Here is an 18632-nt window from a genome sequence, read left to right on the forward strand (position 1 = left end):
TGGCGGTGTGTGGGAACTCCTTGCCCTTCTGCTCATCGTCGGAGCGATCGCCCTGATCGTCGTCCCGAGGCTCCGCAAGGGCGGTCCCCGCGGCGAACTCGCCCACGGCACGCTGCTGGTCACGGGACTCAGTCCGCGGCCCGCCGATGCGGTCGGCGAGCAGTTCGTCACCATCAGCGGCGTCATCAACGGACCGACCGTCAACGAGCACGTCGTCTATCAGCGCATGGTGGTCGACGTGAACGCCTGGCCCACCATGGGGCAGTTGATCCCGGTGCTGTACTCGCCGAAGAACCCGGACAACTGGAGCTTCGCGCCGCCCGAACCCCTCGACCCGCCCCCCGCGCCGGGCTACTAGGCCGCGCGGTCGTCCGTCGCCACGCGGAACCGCGCCACGTCCATCAGACGCACGTTGACGCGCGTCCGGCCGGGTAGCGGTGGTGCCGTCGAGGTGTACGTCGCACCGATTGGCGTCGTGAATTCGGCTGTATGACAGCCGGATTCGGTTGCCGTGCGCACGCGCCAGCCCGGCGCCTCCTTGGCGTAGTTGCAGGCTTCGCACGTGCCCTCGCCGTTGCAGGCGCTGGTGGGGCCGCCCCGGGCATCCGGCAGCGCGTGGTCGGTGTGTGCCGGATCGGCGCATCGCAGTACGGCGTGCGGCACGAGTCGTCGCGCAGCGCGATGAACGTCGCCAGGCCCTTCGGGAAGCGGCGCGCGCGGGACTCCATCGCTACCCGGCCGCCGGAGCGTGGATGGCGGTACAGGCGGAGCAGGGTGGCCGTCGAGCGCTCGTCGCCGACCGCGCCGGCGATGAGGTGCCGCGCCACCGCAGCGGGGATCGGGCCGTAGCCCGCGAGCCGTGCCGGATCGGTGGCGCCGCCGAGCAGTGTCTCGTCGGTGAGCAACAGCTGTACCGCCACCGGTACGGGGACGTCCGCCGGCCGGCCCGTCACGCGCTCGGTGAGCGTGTCGGCCATGACCTGACCGCGCCCGCGGCCGTCGCTGCAGGTATCGGCGGCCCGCCGTAGCGCGGCGTACACCGCCACGCCCGCGGCCATCGGCAGCAGGGCCGTCATGTACGACATGGCGTCCGGAGCCGGGCGGATGCTCACGGTGCGCTCGTTCTCGGCGCGCGCCGCACGGTCGACGACGGCGCGGGGATCCAGCCGGTAGGCGATGGCCCGCGCGTCCGCCGCGATCCGCCGGTCGCCCTTGCCCTCGAGATCGGCGGCGGCGCCGCACAATTCGGCGTCGAGAAGGCGACGGTCCTCGACGTCGAGGCAGGCCGACTCGCGCACGATCAACGTGGCGCGCCACTCGGAGAGCGCGCCGGACTCGAGCGCGGCCAGCGTGTGCGGCATCTCGTGGACCAATGCCCGCGCGAAGCCGAGGTGCCGCCCGCCGCGGCTGGGGGAGTCGCGGCGCGCCAATGCGACCTCGCCGGCCAGCCCACGACCCCGTGTGGCGGCGGGTAGACCCGCGGCCGCCTCGGCGCGGCGCCGCATCTCGTCGAGCGCCGCCGTCGCCCGGGCCTGCCCGGCGGCCGCGGCCGCCTTCACCCGTTCCAGGCGGCTGATCTCGGCGACCAGCGCCGCCTCCCGCTCATCCCGTTCGAACACGTGTTCGACACTACGTCAGGGGTACGACACAGCCGCGTCGCACGAAAGTGGGTATGAAGGCGTCATGCCAGAAACGCTGCCCGCCGACCTGATCGACCTGCTCCGCAAGCCCGCGCCCTGCTTCATCGCCACGCTGATGCTCGACGGCTCCCCGCAGCTCACCGAGACGTGGGTGCACACCGACGGCGAACACGTCGTCATCAACATCGTCGACGGCTCGCAGAAGGCCCGCAACGTGGCCCGCGACCCACGGGTAGCGGTCAACATCGCCGATCCCGAGGACGTGCGGCGCTTCTACGCGGTCCGCGGCCGCGTCATCGCGAGCACCACCGAGGGCGGCCGGGAGCAGATCGACGAGATCTCGCACAAGTACCTCGGGATCCCCTACCCGAACTTCAGCGGCAACCCGGACGAGACCCGGCTGATCCTCACCATCGAAGCCGACAAGGTAACCCCGCCCCCGATGGGCTGACGCCGGTCAGCCGTGACCGATGCGGAGCAACTCCGCCACGTTAGTCAACTTCACGCGCGGCCGGCCCACCTTCTCGCCGGCCACCCGCTCGTAGTCGTCGATGAGCTTCCAGTGATCGCCGGTGACCACCTTGGGCTGGCGCTCCACCAGCCACCGGGCGAGCTGCTCGTCGTGGTCGGGACCGAAGTCGGCCAGTTCGGCACCGGCGAGATCGGCCAGCAGCGTGTCAACGGTGTCCTGGGAGTCCCTCTTGTTGCTGCCGATCACACCCGACGGGCCACGCTTGATCCAGCCCACCACGTACGCGTTGCGGGTGCCCTCGACGTGGCCGTCGGCGTGCGGGATCGTGCCGGACCGCTCGTCGAACGGCAGGCCGGGGGTGGCGACACCGCGGTAGCCCACGGCACGGACCACCAGCTGTGCCGGCAGCTCCTCGCGAACGCCGCTGTCCTTGGCGACCACCCGGCCGCCCTCGTCCACGAGGTCGTTGCGGCCCAGCACGATCGACTCGACCCGGCCGTCGCCCTTGATCTCGATGGGAGAGGTGCGGAAGCGGAAGACGATGCGCCGCTTGGCGCCACGCGGACCGCGCTCGGCGTACCCGCGCAGCACCTTGACGTTCTGCTTCACGGTCTTGCTCGCCGCGTCGAGCGCCTCGTCGGTGACGTCGGCGAAGTCCGCCGGATCCACCACCACGTCGACGTCGGCCATGGCCTCGAGGTCACCCAGCTCGCGCAGCTCCAGCGTGGTGAACGGCGCCTGCAGCGGGCCGCGCCGCCCGACCACCACCACCTCCTCGACACCGCGGGTGTGCAGCGAGTCCAGGGCATGGTCGGCGATGTCGGTGGCGGCCAGCAGATCCGGGTCGCTGACCAGGATGCGCGCCACGTCGAGCGCGACGTTGCCGTTGCCGATGACCACCGCCCGGCCGGACGACAGGTCGGGCAGCATCTCCTCGAAGTGGGGATGCGCGTTGTACCAGCCGACGAAGTCCACGGCCGCCACGCTGCCGGTCAGGTCCTCGCCCGGAATGTTCAGCGCGCGGTCGGCCTGTGCGCCGATCGCATAGACCACCGCGTCGTATCGGTCAGCCAGCTCCTCGGCCGTCACGTGATTCCCGATCTCGACGTTGCCGAAGAAGCGGAAGCGCGGATCGGCCGAGGTCCGCTCGAACTGCGCGCTGATCGATTTGATCTTCGGGTGGTCCGGCGCCACGCCCGAGCGCACCAGCCCCCAGGGGGTCGGCAGCATCTCCAGCATGTCGATGCGGACGTCGCGGCCGGCCGCGGCGTCGGAGTCGGCGAACTTGAGCAATGACGCTGCGGCGAAGTACCCCGAAGGTCCCGAGCCGACGATCGCCACGTGGTAGGGCCGCATGCTTCAGCTTCCTCCTAGCCGGCGCCCGACCACGCGCACAGGGCTGTCGCGACGTCGCCAGGCTTCTGCGGAACCGACTCTAACCCCGCACCCGGGGGTAAGGAGGGAAGTCGCCGACGACCGGGTCGGTACGCTGGTGTCCCGTGGATCAAGACCGTCAAGTAGACATCGCCGCCCTCGACACCACCCTGACCACGGTGGAGCGGGTGCTCGACGTCGACGGTCTGCGCACCCGCATCGCCAACCTCGAGCAGGATGCCTCGGACCCGAAGCTGTGGGATGACCAGACGCGCGCCCAGAAGGTCACCAGCGAGCTGTCGCACGCCCAGGGTGAGCTGCGGCGCGTGGAGGGCCTGCGGCAGCGCCTCGAGGACCTGCCGGTCCTCTACGAGCTGGCCGACGAGGAGGGCGGCGCCGACGAGGTGGCCGAGGCCGACGCCGAACTCGCGCGGCTGCGCGAGGACATCGAGGCGATGGAGGTGCGCACCCTCCTGTCCGGCGAGTACGACGAGCGCGAGGCGCTGGTCAACATCCGTTCTGGAGCCGGTGGCGTCGACGCCGCCGACTGGGCGGAGATGCTGATGCGGATGTACGTCCGCTGGGCGGAGAAGCACGACTACCCGGTCGAGGTGTTCGACACGTCCTACGCCGAGGAGGCGGGCATCAAGAGCGCCACCTTCGCCGTGCACGCGCCGTTCGCCTACGGGACGCTCTCGGTGGAGCAGGGCACGCACCGGTTGGTGCGGATCAGCCCGTTCGACAACCAGAGCAGGCGCCAGACGTCCTTCGCGGAGGTCGAGGTCCTGCCGGTCGTCGAGACCACCGACCACATCGACATTCCCGAGGGCGACATCCGCGTCGACGTGTACCGCTCCAGCGGTCCGGGCGGACAGTCGGTGAACACCACCGACTCCGCCGTCCGTTTGACGCACATTCCCACGGGTATCGTCGTGACCTGTCAGAACGAGAAGTCGCAGCTGCAGAACAAGGTGTCGGCGATGCGGGTTCTCCAGGCAAAGCTGTTGGAGCGCAAGCGCCAAGAGGAACGTGCCGAGATGGACGCGCTGAAGAGCGACGGCGGCAGTTCGTGGGGCAACCAGATGCGGTCCTACGTGCTGCACCCGTACCAGATGGTCAAGGACCTGCGGAACGACTACGAGGTCGGCAATCCCGCGGCGGTGCTCGACGGCGACATCGACGGATTCCTCGAGGCCGGCATCCGCTGGCGCAATAGGAAAGATGACGACTAACTACCTGGCCTTCGACTGGAGCCAGCGCTGGCACGACTTCTGGCGCGGCGAGATCGGTGAGTGGATCCTCAGCCGCGGGCTGCGGATCATCATGCTCGTCGTGCTCGCGATGCTGATCGCGCGCTTCATCAACTGGCTCGCTCGCAAGGTCACCCGCCGCATTGACGCGGAGTACCGCGAGAGCGACCAGCTGGTGCGCAGCGAGAGCGCCAAGCACCGTCAGGCCGTCGCCTCGGTGATCTCCTGGGTGTCGATCGCCGTGGTCTTCGTGGTCGTCGCCGTCGAGATCACCGACGTCATCGACGTTCCGGTGGGCTCGCTGGTGGCGCCGGCGGCCGTGCTGGGCGCCGCACTGGGCTTCGGGGCGCAGAAGTTGGTGCAGGACCTGCTGGCCGGCTTCTTCATCATCACCGAACGCCAGTACGGCTTCGGTGACCTGGTGCAGCTGAGCATGTTGGGAGCGACGGAACCCGCCGAGGGCACCGTCGAGGAGGTCACGCTGCGCGTCACGAAGTTGCGTACCAGCGAGGGCGAGGTCTTCACCGTCCCGAACGGCAACATCGTGCGATCGCTGAACATGTCGAAGGACTGGGCGCGTGCGGTCGTCGACATCCCGGTTCCGGCCACGGCGGACCTCAACCGGGTAAATGACCTGCTGCATGCGGTGGGCGAGAACGCGATGGAGGACCGCGCGCTCAGCAAGCTCCTCCTCGACACCCCGCAGCTCATGGGCGTCGAGAGCATCGAACTCGACACCGTCAACCTGCGGATGGTCGCCCGGACCCTGCCGGGCAAGCAGTTCGACGTCGGTCGGCGGCTCCGCATCCGGATCATCGCGGCGCTCACGACCGCCGGCATCGCCACGCACGAGCAGACCCCGACCGTGGAGACCATCGATCACCCGTTGGCGACGAACCGGGCGGACGCGTCGTCGACGCCGTCGAAGGAGCAGCAGCGGTGACCCCGTCCCTCAAACGCGACAGCGTCGACAAGAGTTGGCCGCACTACCTGTTCTGGGGCCGGATGCGCACGTCGACCTTCGGGCTGATCGTCGCCTTCTTCGTGACCGCCTGGCTCTACCAGACCTATCAGCCACCGCCACCGGCGCCCGTGGCGGTCCCGGAGACGGCCGTCGTCCCGCCGGGCTTCGTACCCGACCCGGAGTACACCTGGGTGCCGCGCACCAACGTGGAGACGCGCACCAGGACCACGACGACGACCACCGAGCCGATGACGACCACGACCACCACCGAGCCGCCCACGACGACGACCCCGTCGACGACGTCGGGAACGCCGACGTCGCCCGGGCAGCCGAGCACCACCGTGACGGATCCGGACGGGCCGGGCCCGTTGCCGCCGACGACGATCACGCCGACCACCACCACGCCTGTCCCGGCACCGGGTTTGCCCTTCCCGCTGCCGACGCTGCCGGGGCTGGCCCCGGCCACCGCGCCGCCCCCGCGCTGAGCGGGGAGCCGGTCGGGTGTCCCGCTACACTGGCGTGCCGTGATGATCACCCTCGACCGCGTGAGCAAGCAGTACAAGTCCTCCGCCCGCCCGGCGCTGGACAACGTCTCGCTCAAGATCGACAAGGGTGAGTTCGTGTTCCTGATCGGCCCTTCTGGGTCGGGCAAGTCGACGTTCATGCGCCTGCTGCTGGCCGAGGAGCACCCGACCCAGGGCGACATCCGGGTGTCGAAGTTTCACGTCAACAAGCTGTCGAACCGGCACATCCCCGGCCTGCGACAGGTGCTCGGATGCGTGTTCCAGGACTTCCGCCTGCTGCAGCAGAAGACGGTGTTCGAGAACGTCGCGTTCGCCCTCGAGGTGATCGGCAAGCGGTCCGACGTCATCAACCGCGTCGTGCCCGACGTGCTGGAGATGGTGGGCCTGTCGGGCAAGGCGAACCGCCTGCCCAACGAGCTGTCCGGCGGAGAGCAGCAGCGCGTGGCCATCGCCCGCGCCTTCGTCAACCGGCCCCTGGTGCTGTTGGCCGACGAGCCGACCGGCAACCTGGACCCGGAGACCAGCAGGGACATCATGGATCTGCTCGAGCGGATCAACCGCACGGGGACGACGGTGCTCATGGCGACGCACGACCACCACATCGTCGACTCGATGCGCCAGCGGGTCATCGAACTCGAGCTGGGACGCCTGATCCGCGACGAGCAGCGCGGTGTCTACGGAATGGATCGCTAAGTGCGCTTCGGCTTTCTCATCAACGAGGTCCTCACCGGATTTCGTCGCAACATCACCATGACGGTCGCCATGATCCTGACGACCGCCATCTCCATCGGCCTGTTCGGCGGCGGCCTGCTGGTGGTCCGGCTGGCGGACAGCTCGCGGACCATCTACCTCGATCGCGTCGAGAGCCAGGTGTTCCTCACCAACGACGTGTCGGCCAACGACCCGACGTGCGACGCGGATCCGTGCAAGGCGCTGCGGACGCAGATCGAGGACCGGGACGACGTGCGGTCGGTGCGGTTCCTCAACCGCGACCAGGCCTACGACGACGCCATCGCCAAGTTCCCGCAGTACAAGGACGTGGCGGGACGGGACGCCTTCCCCGCGTCGTTCATCGTCAAGCTGGACGATCCCGAGCAGCACGCCGAGTTCGACAAGGCACTCGTCGGCCAGCCCGGCGTGCTCAACGTGCTCAACCAGAAGGACCTCATCGACCGGTTGTTCGCCGTCCTCGACGGGTTGAGCAGCGCGGCGTTCGCGGTGGCGCTGGTGCAGGCCGTCGGCGCGATCCTGCTGATCGCCAACATGGTGCAGGTCGCCGCGTATACGCGGCGCACGGAGGTCGGCATCATGCGTCTGGTGGGCGCCAGTAGGTGGTACACCCAGCTGCCGTTCCTCGTCGAGGCGATGCTGGCCGCGTTCCTCGGCGTGGTGATCGCCATCCTGGGCCTGATCACCGTGCGCGCACTGTTCCTCGAGAACGCCCTGAACCAGTTCTATCAAGCGAATCTGATCTCGAGGATCGACTACGCGGACATCCTCTACATCTCGCCGATCCTGCTGTTCGTCGGCGTCGTGATGGCCGGTGTAACGGCATACGTCACGCTGCGCCTGTACGTACGGCGTTAGACGGGGTAGGTAGTTCGACGTGGCGAAGAAGGTAGACGAGGCGACCAAGGCCAACAACAGGGTCGTCGCAACCAACCGCAGGGCGCGGCACAACTACGCCATCCTCGAGACGTTCGAGGCCGGCGTTGCGCTGATGGGCACCGAGGTGAAGAGCCTGCGCGACGGCACGGCGTCGCTCGCCGACGCCTTCGCCACCGTGGACGACGGCGAGATTTGGCTGCGCAACCTGCACATCCCGGAGTATCACCACGGCAGCTGGACCAATCACACGCCGCGCCGCAACCGGAAACTGCTGCTGCACCGCAAGCAGATCGACAACCTGGTGGGCAAGATCCGCGACGGCAACCTGACCCTGGTGCCGCTGTCGGTCTACTTCGTCGACGGCAAGGTGAAGGTCGAGTTGGCGCTCGCCCGCGGCAAGCAGGCGCACGACAAGCGCCAGGACATCGCCAAGCGCGACGCGGCGCGCGAAGTGACGCGCGAGCTCGGTCGACGCGCCAAGGGCATGGGTTGATGGCGCCGCCGGAGCGGCTCCGACGCTGAACGGCATCCTCTTCGCGTTGATCTCGGCTCTGGGTTACGGGATCGGCGACTTCGTCGGTGGCATGGCCGCGCGCCGGGTCGCCGCACTGCGCGTCGTGCTGGTGTCCTACCCGGTGGCGATGGTGCTGCTCACCGGGCTCGCGGCCATCGTCGGCGGCACCGTGTCGACCCCGGCGGTCGTCTGGGGTGCGCTGTGCGGCGTCAGCCAGGCCTTCGGGGTGTGGTGGTTCTACGCGGCGCTCGCCGCCGGGCCCATGTCGGTGGTGTCGCCGCTGACGGCGGTCCTGGTGGCGGCGATCCCCGTGATCGCCGGGGTGGGGCTGGGGGAGCGTCCCGCGATGCTGGCGGTGGGCGGCATCGTCGTGGCGTTGCTCGCGGTGGTCCTGGTGTCGCGGGAGAACACCGACCCCGAACCCGCCGGCTCGGAGAGAGGGACGCAGCGCTTCACCGCGTCGGTGGCGTGGCTGACCGTCGGTGCCGGCTCGGCGTTCGGTCTGAACTTCGTGCTGATCGACCAGGCACCCAGCGAGGCGGGGCTGTGGCCGCTGGTCTTCGCGCGGATGTCGGCCAGCGCGCTGGTCGTCCTGATCGCGCTACTGAGCCGTAACCTGGTGGTACCGGGCGGACCGACGCTCCGCCTGGCCATCCTCGCGGGCGTCCTCGACACGATCGCCAACGTCGCGATGCTGCTGGCACTGCAGGCGTCGCTGCTGTCGCTCGCCGGTGTGCTCATCTCGCTGTACCCCGCGGCGACGGTGGCGCTCGCGCTGCTGGTCCTCAAGGAACGGGTGACGGCGTGGCAGGTGGCCGGCATGGTGCTGGCGCTGGCCGCGGTGGCGATGATCGCGGGCGCCTGAGTCAGATCCGGGTGGGGTCCCAGTACTCCCGCATGAATGCGAGCCGGCCCGACGGCGCCACCCGGAAGCGGACCACGTAGTCCTGCTCGTAGGCCCTGCCGGTGTCGGACATCGTGGTCGAGCCGTGCAGTTCGGCGAACCACTCGCCGCCGCCGACCGGCCAGGCCTCGATCGCACTGAACGTGAACGGCTCGAACAGGCCCAGGGAGCTGAAGTAACCGACGATCGCGTCGATGCCGTCCAGCCGCTGCGGGGTGCCGACGCTGCCGGCGTAGGGGAACTCGACGACGCCGTCAGACTCCCAGATCGCGGGCAGTTCGGCGCCGGCGCCACGGCCCGCGGCGTCGAGGTGGGCGAGGTAGACGTCCGGTGGTGGGGGCACGCCACGAATCTAGGGTTACGGTCGTCTGGTGACCAGCCCCGCACGGCCCATGACCCTGCTCGACCGCGCCGAGGTCCTCGATGCCCTGTTCGCATCATGGGACGGCATCGACCGGCTGCTCGCCGACGTATCCGACGACGAGTGGCGCACGGCCACGGCGCTTCCCGGCTGGAGGGTGGGCGACGTCGTCGCTCACGTCATCGGCACCGAGTCGATGCTGCTCGGCATGCCGACACCCGAGGTCGACGTGTCCGGGCTCGACCACGTCCGCAACCCGATCGGACAGCTCAACGAGTGCTGGGTCCGCCACCTCGGCGCCGGTACCCGCGAGACGGTCATCGAGCGGTTCCGCGACGTCACCGCACAGCGCCGAGCGGCCCTGGAGGCGATGACCGACGACGCGTGGAACGCGCCCTCGGCCACCCCGGCCGGACCCGACACCTACGGCCGGTTCATGCGGATCCGTGTCTTCGACTGCTGGATGCACGAACAGGACATCCGGGACGCGCTGGCCCGTCCGGCCGACGACGACGAGCTGCGCGGATCCGCCGCCCGGCTGGCCCTGGACGAGGTGCAGGCGTCGATGGGGTTCGTCGTCGGCAAGCGCGGACAGGCGCCCGACGGGTCGCGCGTCGCGATCGAACTCACCGGCCCGCTGCAGCGGACCATCCGGGTCGCCGTCGACGGCCGCGCCAGGGTCGTCGACGACTTCGGTGGCGACGCGCCGACGACCACGATCACGCTCGACGGCCTGCACTTCATCGACGCGTGCGGTGGCCGCTCCGGCACCGAGCCCGACGTGACCTACGACGGTGACGTCGAGGTGGGCCGGCGGATCGTCGCCAACCTGAACTACGTGATCTAGCCGGAATGAAACCCAGCTGACCGTTGTCTTACTGGGCGCTACAATGGGAAGTCCTGTCGAGACTCGACGGGGATGCGAGGGGCTGAACGGTTTCGACTTCGCGCATCGAATCAAGGGAAGCGTGCCGGTGCAGGCAAGAGACCACCGTAAGCGTCGTTGCAACCAATTAAGCGCCGATTCCAATCAGCGCGACTTCGCCCTCGCTGCCTAAGCGACGGTGAGTCTGTCAGACCGGGAGCGCCCTCGGCCCGGACGCTGGCATCAGCTAGAGGGACCCACCCACGGGTTCGGTCGCGGAACCCGTGGGGACATCAAACAGCGACTGGGATCGTCATCCTGACTCGTTCGCGTGATCAGGAGATCCAAGTAGAGACATAGCGGACTGCGCACGGAGAAGCCTCGAGGGAATGCCGTAGGACCCGGGTTCGATTCCCGGCAGCTCCACCGACGACGAGCAGGTCAGACAAGCGTCTGACCTGCTCGTTGCCTTTCCGGCGGCTGGCGGGCCGCGACGCACTTCGTTCGCTGAGAATCCCCGATCACGCAAGAATGCTGCGTATCTCCTGGTTGGAGGTACCATTCGACGCATGTCACTTCGTTGTGGGCGTAGCTGGCGGGCGACGGACGCCCCATCGGTCGGCCGCGGGGCCGGGCGGGTGGCGGTGGCGCTGGTGGTCGCCTCCGTCCCGGCGTGGATTCCCGGCGCCCTTCCGACGGCTGCTGCGGCCGACTGCGCCGACGCCGAGGTCGTGTTCGCCAGGGGCACCGACGAGCCGGACGGCATCGGCGTGGTGGGCAGTGCCTTCGTCGACTCGCTGCGCGAGCGGGCCGTCGGCCTGGACATCGCGACCTACGCGGTGGACTACGACGCGGGCAAGCTGCAGCTGGGCAGCGGCGACGGCGCCAAGGACATGATCAAGCACATCGAATCCATGGCGGCCTCGTGTCCCGACACCAAGCTCGTGTTGGGCGGCTACTCTCAAGGCGCGAACGTCGTCAACATCGTCGCCGGCAATCCCATCGTGGGTATCGCCTGGGGCCGCTCGCTCCCGTCGTCGAGCGCGGACAACGTCGCGGCGGTCGCCACCTTCGGCAACGTCGCCAACCGCTCGGGCACCAAGTTGCCCTCCGAGTCCCCGATGTTCAGCGGCAAGGCGATCGACTTCTGCAACCCCGCCGATCCGATCTGTCACGCCGGTCCGGGTAACGCGTGGAGCGGGCACACCGACGGCTACGTGCCCACGTACACGACCCAAGCCGCGAGTTTCGTTGCGTCCAAGCTGCTGGCCGGCAGGGGCTCGTCGGTGCACGGCCTCGGGCCGTCGACGGGGTATGAACAGACGCCGCCCTACGCCTCGCCGGCGCCGATCTATGCGTCTCCGCCGCAGGGCACCGATCACATGCCGCCGGGCTACGACCCGTCCCTCATGGCCGGCATGCCCTGACGTTCGGCGACCCTAGGGCCGGCAGCAAGTCGGATCGAGTACGGCGCAGAGCGCGCCGACCGCGTCGTGGCTGGGGCGGTGGAAGACGCTCATGCCCCGCCGGTCGGAGGCGACGAAGCCGGCTTTGCGCAACTGCGTGAGGTGGTGGCTGACGGTTGATTCGCTGAGCCCGAGAACCGCCGCGAGGTCCGCGCCGACCTCCTCGCCGGCCGCGGAGCTGAACAGTAGCGACATGATCTTCACCCGCACCGGGTCGGCCAGCGCCTTGAGGCGCACGGCGACCTGCAGGGCGTCGTCGTCGCTCATGGGTCCGGCGGCCACCGGGGCGCAACACACGGGTGTCGAGACGTCGATCACTGGAAGAGCCTTCGGCATGCCGTCATCATGCCACGTTATTGACATATATCGAAGAGGTGGGCATCGTGGGCTCGTGTCCCGCATGCAACTCGCATTGAACGTCGACGACCTCGACGCCGCAATCACGTTTTATCGCAGCCTCTTCGGCGTCGAACCGGCGAAGGTGAAGGAGGGTTACGCGAACTTCGCCATCGTCGACCCGCCGCTCAAGCTGGTGCTCCTGGAGAACCCCGGGCGGGGCGGCACGCTCAACCACCTCGGCGTCGAGGTGGAGTCCACCGCGACGGTGCACGCCGAGATCACGCGCCTCGCCGGCGAAGGCCTCTTCACCGAGGAGGAGATGGACACCACGTGTTGCTTCGCCACCCAGGACAAGGTGTGGGTCACCGGCCCGGCGGGGGAGAAGTGGGAGGTGTACACCGTGCTGGCCGACTCCGAGACCTTCGGCACGGCCGCGCCGTGACAGGGGCCGTCGCGCCGGAAGCCCCCGTCGCCCGCAGGCTCTCGACCCTCGACCGGTTCTTGCCGGTGTGGATCGGCGTCGCGATGGTTGCCGGCCTGGTGCTCGGCCGCATGGTGCCCGGTATCGGCTCGGCGCTCGATCGCGTTGCCGTGAACGGAGTTTCGCTGCCGATCGCACTGGGCCTGTTGGTGATGATGTACCCGGTGCTCGCGAAGGTGCGCTACGACGCGCTCGACGCCGTCACCGGCGACCGGCGCCTCCTCATCGGTTCGATCGTGCTCAACTGGGCGCTCGGCCCGGCCGTCATGTTCGCCCTTGCCTGGCTGCTGCTGCCCGACCTACCCGAATACCGCACGGGACTCATCATCGTCGGCCTGGCCCGCTGCATCGCGATGGTCATCATCTGGAATGACCTCGCGTGCGGTGACCGTGAGGCGGCCGCCGTCCTCGTAACGCTGAATTCGGTGTTTCAGGTGGTGATGTTCGCCGCGCTGGGCTGGTTCTACCTCGCCGTGCTGCCGGGGTGGCTCGGCCTGCCACGGACCTCGATCGCGACATCGCCGTGGCAGATCGCAACCTCGGTCCTCGTCTTCCTCGGCATCCCGCTTCTCGCCGGCTACCTCTCCCGCCGTCTGGGCGAACGCGTCAGAGGCCGCGACTGGTACGAGGGCACCTTCGTGCCGAGGATCGGCCCATGGGCGCTCTACGGCCTGCTGTTCACGATCGTCGTCCTGTTCGCATTGCAGGGCGACCAAGTCACGACCCGTCCCCTCGACGTCGTCCGCATCGCGCTTCCGTTGCTCGTCTACTTCGCAGTCATGTGGAGTGGCGGCTACGCCCTCGGTAGGGCATTGCGGTTGGGCTACGCGCGCACCACCACCCTCGCATTCACGGCCGCGGGCAACAACTTCGAACTCGCCATCGCGGTCGCCATCGCCACCTACGGTGCCTCGTCGGGGCAGGCGCTGGCCGGGGTGGTCGGGCCGCTCATCGAGGTGCCGGTGCTGGTCGCGTTGGTGTACGTGTCGCTGGCCCTGCGCCGGCGGTCCCTCGCCGATCGGTCGGAGCGGCCATGAGTCGCAAGCCGGCCGTGCTGTTCCTGTGCACGCACAACGCCGGCCGCTCGCAGATGGCGATGGGCTTTGCCAGGCACCTCGCGGGTGAACGCGCGGACGTTTACTCAGGCGGCTCCGCGCCGGCGGACGCCGTCAACCCGGCTGCGGTCTCGGCCATGGCCGAGGTCGGCATCGACATCAGCGCCGAGGTGCCCACCCCGTGGTCCGACGACGTGCTTCGTGCCGTCGACGTCGTCGTCACCATGGGTTGCGGGGACACGTGCCCCTTCTACCCCGGAAAGCGCTACCTCGACTGGGAGGTACCGGATCCCGCGGGCCGAACCATCGACGCCGTTCGGCCCATCCGCGACGACATCGCCATCCGCGTCCGTCGCCTGCTCGACGATCTCGGTGTCTAGCGAGCACTCACGACAGCGGGCGCAGCACCACGATGCCCGGCACCGTGCGCAGGTAGCTCGACAGGGGGGTGTCGACGACCCGTTCGTCGGTGTCGAGCGAGGATGCGTTGCGCAGCACCGGGCCGTCGGGTCCGATCACGACGATGCCCACGTGGGTGACGTCCAGACCGCCGTCGTCGGCGTACGCGCCGACGTAGTCACCCGTGCGCACCCCGTGCAGCACCGCGTCGTTCACCCGTGCACTCGGGATGTAGGACACCGAGCGTGGCACCGGCGGCAGCCCGGGCAGGTAGACGCCGCCTGCGTCCTTCTGGTTGAGGACCTTCGGCACCGAGACGGCGTAAGCGCTCAGCGTCGCGGTCACGTCCGTGGCCAGTGCTGGTGTGGTGGCGGCCCAGTCGGTGAAGAAGTGCCGGCGAGTCGCGAAACCGACGACGCCGTCGCGGTAGCGCACGGTGGCCAGGGCGTCGACCACGTCGGCGCGGGTGCGGGAGCGCTTGAGGGCCTCGACGTAGTCGACGAGGGTGAGGCAGTCGACGCGCTCCAGGTCGGCGACGAGGCGCTCGGGTTCGGTGGCCGAGCCGACGAGCGTGTCGGCGCCGTACGGCGTGCCGAGGAAGGCTCGGGACAGCCGCTCGGCGCGCACATCCGAGGACGCGTCGAGCGGAACGAGCGCGAGCATCTGGTCGATGCGTTCCCCGCTGCGGGCCGTCATGCGCATGTCCGCGAAAGGCGTTCGGCGGTTCAGGAACTCGGCGACCGGCAGCGGGGACGCTGCGTCGTAACCGACGGGCAGGAGCACGTCGCCGTAGGGCGTGTCGACGTAGACCTGCCAGTGGTAGTAGCCGGCGAACGCCGCTGGATCCGCGGCCAGCACCGCGGCGTAGTCGTCGACTGCGCGCACGTAAGCGGAACAGCGCTGCGTCGGGATCGGCGGCGAATCCGTGAGCCGCCAGGAAGCGGCCAGAGGCCAGGATGGCGTCCCGCGTGGAGTCGATGTCGCCACCCTGGCCATACGCGGCGAACGTGCTCGGCAGGAACTGCATCGGCCCCCGCGCCCCGGCCGCGCTGATTCCGGCGACACGGCCGAACCGCGTCTCGATGGCGTGGATCGCCGCGAGGTGCGCCCAGCCGACGCCGGAGGCGGCCTCCGCCTCCCGGTAGTAGCGCAGCAGTTCGTCGGCGGGCGGGGGCGCGACGATGCGCCACGAGGGCAGGGTGGTGCGTAGCGGTGCCGACGCCGCCATGTCGTCGAGGCTCCGCCGGGCGTCGAGGTTCCGGTCGAAGGCAGTGAGCAGCGGCGGAGGCACGTGAGCCCTGGCCGTCGTCGCCCACTCCGGTTGGCGGCTCAGGACACGGTAGGCCCGTTGTTGTCGGTGTGCTGCCGCGGCGACGGCGTCCACGGTCGCGCGCGAATCCCTGATCACGCGCTCGTCGGTCACCAGGTCGACGGCGAGGCGTTCCGGGTCGGACGCCGGTGTCGACTCGGGGGTCGCGGGCCGAGGCAGGGTGGCGGACGGCGGGGTCTGCGGCGCTGCGGTCTTGGTGGGGACCGTGCATCCGGCCAGCACCACCAGCGCCGCTGCGAGCGGCGCACACCAGTCCCGGACGGGGTGCGCCGACAGCACCGTCAGGCGACGGCCGGCGGAGTGCCCCACAATTCCACGACGTCACCGATGCGGCGCAGCATCACGTAGCGCACGTTCTCGGATTCCGCCTTGCCCGACCACTGCTCGTATGCGGCCCTCGCCCCCTGCTCGTCGCCCTCGAACACGGTGGTCGGCTTCGGCGGCACTCCGTCGCTGCTCGTGTCCTCCGCTTCGCCGATGACGACGTTCCACATGGGGTCGGCCATGGATGGTTTCCTTCCGTGCGTCGAAGTTCGAAATCAGGCAGGTCCGCTGCCGCTGAGCGCCAGCTCGCGGGTCTCGCCGAGGGGGGTCTCCGAGGGACAGTCGTGGAAGTGGATGGACACCGTGGTGCCGTCGGCGCGACGGTCGATCTGGACGCCGTCGGCGAGTGACCGCATGAGGATCAGCCCGCGTCCACGCAAAGCGGTCGCCCCCGTCGTGGCGGGCTCGCGCCACACACCCTCGTCGCTCACCTCGAACCGAAGCGTGTCTTGCCCGCCGTCGTACTCGGCGGTCAGCCGCATCGGACCCGACTCCGCGCGTCCCTCGTAGGCGTGATCAGCGCAATTGGACAGGGCTTCGTCGACGGCCAGCAGGATGTCGGCGCGCCGCTCGTCGCTGAGGCGGAAGCCGTCGGCGATCCAGGTGCTCAGCTCGTCCCGAAAGTGCGCGACGGTGCGGCCATCGGCGCGTCCGAGGCGCCGGATGCCGGCGGTGCTCTCGACGTGATCGCCGTGTCGATGCGGAGTCATGATGGGTTGTGCTTACCCAGGATGGGCTTGGCTTACCCAGCTTCGCATCACGACAGGATCGCGATTCTTCGGCTCGCTCGCTACGGGCTCGAGCTGATGGTGGAGTGCGGCACCGGCTGTGGTCCGGCGGCCGCCTCGTCCTCCGACAGGCCGATGCAGGCGCCGCTGTCGCGTCCGGTGCACGGAACGCCCTCGATCTCGGGAATGTCCGGGTTGGCCGCGGTCGTATCGAAGCCCTGGGGGGAGTTCGGCACGAGGAACGGAGTGCACGTGGTCGTGAACACGTCCATCTCCTCGCCGCCCGAACAGTCGGCGTGCAGCCCGGCCGGTGCGACGTGCGACGCGAGGACGGCGGGTACACCGAGCGCGCCAACCGCGAGGGCCGCGGCGACGAATAACCGTCGTGACGGTGACGACACGAGCGACATGCGAACCCTCCCGGCGATGAGCGTCGGCCGAAGCCGTGGTGCTCGCATCCTATGCGGGGGCGGTTCCCGGCATCCGACGTTCGGCGTCGTGTCCCGCGGTGGTCGTCTCGGCCGGACGTAGGCCGCTGAAGGCGCCGACGGCGATGCGGACGGCGTGCAGCAGTGCGAGCTCTCGACCTCGCGCGTCGACGTCGAGGTTGTCGTGTTCGATCATGGCCGCTCTCCTCGCAGACTCCGGCGAGCATACGACGTACCGTTGCCAAAATCCACTCGTGGTGTGCGGTAGAGAATGACCCAAAGTGATCTTGACCTGCTCAGCGAGCCGTAAGGGCGCACGATCGGAAGCTCAACAGCACGGAGTTTTGTTTGCTAAATCTGCACCGTGATGCACGATTGGGGCGAAAGCCCCGGTCAGGGGCCCACCGTTCACCGGCGAGCCGTCTGCAGTTCGACGAGCGCGACACCGTGAGTTCACCCGCCGTGGCACCATCGGTCGATGCCGACGCTCAAGACAGCCGCGCGTCTCTGCGCGCTGGTTGTCCCGTTCCTCGTTGCCGTGGCCGGTATCGGCCCCGCTGCCGCCGTGCCGGGAGAACTACCCGGCGCGATCAGCCACGCCGGCATTCAGCGGACCTATCTGCTGCACCTGCCCGCGGGCGTCGACCGGCCCAACGGTCTGGTCGTCAACCTGCACGGAGCCGGTCAGAACGGCGGCATCCAGATGGGGGTGACCAATTTCAACGCGATCGCCGATCGCCAGGGCTTTGCAGTGGTCTATCCGGACGGCATTGACCTCAGCTGGGCCGATGGCCGCGGTGCGTCGGTGCCCGACCGCCAGGGCGTCGACGACGTCGGCTTCCTCTCCGCGCTCATCGAGCAGGTGTCCCGCGACCATGGCGTTCCGCCGGGCCGGGTCTTCGTGACCGGGATGTCGGCGGGCGCCTTCATGGCCTCGCGGCTGGCGTGCGACCGTGCCGACCTGGTCGCGGCCATCGCGCCCGTCTCCGGCACGCTGGGCAGCGGGGTGCCGTGCGCGCCGTCGCGGCCGGTGTCGGTGCTGCAGGTGCATGGCACCGCGGACCCCGTCGTGCCGTTCACCGGCGGGCCGATGGTCGGTCGTGGCGGCCCGAGCGACGTGGTGGCCGCACCCGCCGCTGCGCAGCGCTGGCGCGACATCGATGCCTGCCCGGCCCCGGTGACGACGAGCCTCGGGGGCGGCGTGACCGGCAGCACCTCTGCCGGGTGCGCCGGCGGCACGGCGGTCTCCTTCGTGCAGATCGACGGTGGCGGACACGTGTGGCCGGTCGGGAACTACGACGCTTCTGCGGCCATCGGCCAGTTCTTCGCCGCCCACGGCCGGTAGGTCACGTCGATCACGAAATGATCACGCGGCCAAGCGCGTCGGGAGTGGCCACGGTGGGTAGCCCCTCAACATGGCTGACATTCAGACCCGACGGCCGATGGTCACTCCCGCTCGAATCGGCTCGGTCATCGCGGTTTCCGGCATCGCGGCGTGCTGTTTGGCACTGGTGCTCGGACTCGCTCACTTCGCCGTCATCGCCCTCATCATCACGCTGGTCGGCGGCAGCGTGGCGCTGGTAACCCTCAGCTGACACCCGTCATT

Annotated in this window: 23 protein-coding genes, 1 other RNA gene and 3 pseudogenes; 17 read left to right on the top strand and 10 right to left on the bottom strand. The window is 69.3% G+C overall.

The annotated features are described in order from the left end of the window. Window positions 1-7 precede the first annotated feature (7 nt). Window positions 8-358: a hypothetical protein gene (locus FZ046_RS14605; RefSeq protein WP_070352388.1), complete on the top strand. Its 351-nt coding sequence runs from the start codon at window positions 8-10 to the stop codon at window positions 356-358. Here FZ046_RS14605 and FZ046_RS14610 read toward each other — a convergent pair. Then, window positions 355-1619, bottom strand: a pseudogene (locus FZ046_RS14610) (DUF222 domain-containing protein). The gene FZ046_RS14605 and the pseudogene FZ046_RS14610 overlap by 4 nt on opposite strands. A gap of 64 nt (window positions 1620-1683) precedes the next feature. Between FZ046_RS14610 and FZ046_RS14615 the strand changes: the two are divergent. Further along, window positions 1684-2091: a PPOX class F420-dependent oxidoreductase gene (locus FZ046_RS14615; protein WP_070352387.1), complete on the top strand. Its 408-nt coding sequence runs from the start codon at window positions 1684-1686 to the stop codon at window positions 2089-2091. A 6-nt stretch (window positions 2092-2097) separates the two neighbouring features. On the opposite strand, the gene FZ046_RS14620 is transcribed toward FZ046_RS14615, so the two are convergent. Then, window positions 2098-3468: an FAD-dependent oxidoreductase gene (locus tag FZ046_RS14620; protein ID WP_070352386.1), complete on the bottom strand. Its 1371-nt coding sequence runs from the start codon at window positions 3466-3468 to the stop codon at window positions 2098-2100. A gap of 143 nt (window positions 3469-3611) precedes the next feature. Here FZ046_RS14620 and prfB point away from each other — a divergent pair, with 143 nt between their 5' ends. From prfB to FZ046_RS14655, 7 genes are all read left to right on the top strand, one after another. Beyond that, window positions 3612-4718, top strand: a complete 1107-nt coding sequence (prfB, locus tag FZ046_RS14625; protein ID WP_070352385.1) for a peptide chain release factor 2 — start codon at window positions 3612-3614, stop codon at window positions 4716-4718. Then, complete coding sequence (locus tag FZ046_RS14630; protein WP_070352384.1) at window positions 4708-5679, top strand: mechanosensitive ion channel family protein; 972 nt, start codon at window positions 4708-4710, stop codon at window positions 5677-5679. The genes prfB and FZ046_RS14630 overlap by 11 nt, the downstream gene beginning before the upstream one ends. Before the next feature lie 62 nt (window positions 5680-5741). Further along, a complete protein-coding gene (locus tag FZ046_RS14635; RefSeq protein ID WP_246183043.1) occupies window positions 5742-6185 on the top strand; it encodes an Rv3103c family proline-rich protein in 444 nt (147 codons plus the stop codon). A 42-nt stretch (window positions 6186-6227) separates the two neighbouring features. After that, window positions 6228-6917, top strand: a complete 690-nt coding sequence (gene ftsE, locus FZ046_RS14640; protein ID WP_070352382.1) for a cell division ATP-binding protein FtsE — start codon at window positions 6228-6230, stop codon at window positions 6915-6917. Then, window positions 6918-7811, top strand: coding sequence for a permease-like cell division protein FtsX (gene ftsX, locus FZ046_RS14645; RefSeq protein ID WP_070352381.1), 894 nt, complete (start codon window positions 6918-6920; stop codon window positions 7809-7811). It abuts the gene before it with no gap. 19 nt (window positions 7812-7830) lie between these two features. Then, the gene (gene smpB / locus FZ046_RS14650) at window positions 7831-8325 is read left to right on the top strand and encodes an SsrA-binding protein SmpB (RefSeq protein ID WP_070352380.1); all 495 of its coding nucleotides are present in this window, start codon (window positions 7831-7833) and stop codon (window positions 8323-8325) included. A gap of 49 nt (window positions 8326-8374) precedes the next feature. Next, a complete protein-coding gene (locus FZ046_RS14655) occupies window positions 8375-9211 on the top strand; it encodes a DMT family transporter (RefSeq protein ID WP_070352424.1) in 837 nt (278 codons plus the stop codon). 1 nt (window position 9212) lies between these two features. On the opposite strand, the gene FZ046_RS14660 is transcribed toward FZ046_RS14655, so the two are convergent. Then, complete coding sequence (locus FZ046_RS14660; RefSeq protein WP_070352379.1) at window positions 9213-9593, bottom strand: nuclear transport factor 2 family protein; 381 nt, start codon at window positions 9591-9593, stop codon at window positions 9213-9215. Between the two features lie 28 nt (window positions 9594-9621). Between FZ046_RS14660 and FZ046_RS14665 the strand changes: the two genes are divergently transcribed. The 3 genes from FZ046_RS14665 to FZ046_RS14675 all read left to right on the top strand — a co-directional run bounded on the left by FZ046_RS14665 (window position 9622) and on the right by FZ046_RS14675 (window position 11903). Beyond that, window positions 9622-10458 carry a maleylpyruvate isomerase family mycothiol-dependent enzyme gene (locus tag FZ046_RS14665; RefSeq protein WP_246182784.1) on the top strand — a complete coding sequence of 279 codons (837 nt, stop codon included), beginning with the start codon at window positions 9622-9624 and terminating at the stop codon, window positions 10456-10458. Between the two features lie 78 nt (window positions 10459-10536). Continuing rightward, window positions 10537-10905, top strand: a transfer-messenger RNA (tmRNA) gene (ssrA, locus tag FZ046_RS14670). A gap of 140 nt (window positions 10906-11045) precedes the next feature. Next, on the top strand, window positions 11046-11903 hold the full coding sequence (locus FZ046_RS14675; RefSeq protein ID WP_070352377.1) for a cutinase family protein: 858 nt from the start codon (window positions 11046-11048) through the stop codon (window positions 11901-11903). 12 nt (window positions 11904-11915) lie between these two features. Here the strand turns inward: FZ046_RS14675 and FZ046_RS14680 are convergent, their stop codons facing one another. Next, on the bottom strand, window positions 11916-12278 hold the full coding sequence (locus FZ046_RS14680; RefSeq protein ID WP_070352376.1) for an Rv2640c family ArsR-like transcriptional regulator: 363 nt from the start codon (window positions 12276-12278) through the stop codon (window positions 11916-11918). A gap of 55 nt (window positions 12279-12333) precedes the next feature. On the opposite strand from FZ046_RS14680, the pseudogene FZ046_RS14685 reads away from it, so the two are divergent. The 3 genes and pseudogenes from FZ046_RS14685 to FZ046_RS14695 form a co-directional block, all read left to right on the top strand. Next, window positions 12334-12714: pseudogene (locus FZ046_RS14685) on the top strand (ArsI/CadI family heavy metal resistance metalloenzyme); the annotation flags it as partial. A gap of 5 nt (window positions 12715-12719) precedes the next feature. After that, window positions 12720-13799: an ACR3 family arsenite efflux transporter gene (gene arsB / locus FZ046_RS14690; protein ID WP_070352374.1), complete on the top strand. Its 1080-nt coding sequence runs from the start codon at window positions 12720-12722 to the stop codon at window positions 13797-13799. Continuing rightward, entirely contained in the window at window positions 13796-14197 is a 402-nt protein-coding gene (locus FZ046_RS14695) for an arsenate reductase ArsC (RefSeq protein ID WP_070352373.1), read from the top strand. Before arsB ends, FZ046_RS14695 begins: the two co-directional genes overlap by 4 nt. A gap of 7 nt (window positions 14198-14204) precedes the next feature. Here FZ046_RS14695 and FZ046_RS14700 read toward each other — a convergent pair whose 3' ends face one another. The 6 genes and pseudogenes from FZ046_RS14700 to FZ046_RS27445 form a co-directional block, all read right to left on the bottom strand. After that, window positions 14205-14918, bottom strand: a complete 714-nt coding sequence (locus FZ046_RS14700; protein WP_083298129.1) for a DUF1460 domain-containing protein — start codon at window positions 14916-14918, stop codon at window positions 14205-14207. Window positions 14919-14942: 24 nt separating this feature from the next. Further along, window positions 14943-15774: pseudogene (locus tag FZ046_RS28325) on the bottom strand (lytic murein transglycosylase); the annotation flags it as partial. Window positions 15775-15827: 53 nt separating this feature from the next. Then, window positions 15828-16052, bottom strand: a complete 225-nt coding sequence (locus FZ046_RS14705) for a hypothetical protein (RefSeq protein ID WP_070352372.1) — start codon at window positions 16050-16052, stop codon at window positions 15828-15830. Between the two features lie 33 nt (window positions 16053-16085). Further along, window positions 16086-16580 (bottom strand): ATP-binding protein, encoded by a 495-nt coding sequence (locus FZ046_RS14710; RefSeq protein WP_083298120.1) that lies wholly within the window; start codon window positions 16578-16580, stop codon window positions 16086-16088. An 80-nt stretch (window positions 16581-16660) separates the two neighbouring features. Next, complete coding sequence (locus FZ046_RS14715; RefSeq protein ID WP_070352371.1) at window positions 16661-17008, bottom strand: hypothetical protein; 348 nt, start codon at window positions 17006-17008, stop codon at window positions 16661-16663. 49 nt (window positions 17009-17057) lie between these two features. Continuing rightward, window positions 17058-17222, bottom strand: coding sequence for a hypothetical protein (locus FZ046_RS27445; protein ID WP_170292439.1), 165 nt, complete (start codon window positions 17220-17222; stop codon window positions 17058-17060). Window positions 17223-17504: 282 nt separating this feature from the next. Here FZ046_RS27445 and FZ046_RS14720 point away from each other — a divergent pair, with 282 nt between their 5' ends. Further along, the gene (locus tag FZ046_RS14720) at window positions 17505-18371 is read left to right on the top strand and encodes an extracellular catalytic domain type 1 short-chain-length polyhydroxyalkanoate depolymerase (protein ID WP_070352370.1); all 867 of its coding nucleotides are present in this window, start codon (window positions 17505-17507) and stop codon (window positions 18369-18371) included. Between the two features lie 70 nt (window positions 18372-18441). After that, complete coding sequence (locus tag FZ046_RS14725) at window positions 18442-18621, top strand: hypothetical protein (RefSeq protein WP_125939687.1); 180 nt, start codon at window positions 18442-18444, stop codon at window positions 18619-18621. Window positions 18622-18632: the final 11 nt, after the last annotated feature.

The sequence above is a fragment of the Mycolicibacterium grossiae genome (assembly GCF_008329645.1).
GTDB lineage: Bacteria > Actinomycetota > Actinomycetes > Mycobacteriales > Mycobacteriaceae > Mycobacterium > Mycobacterium grossiae.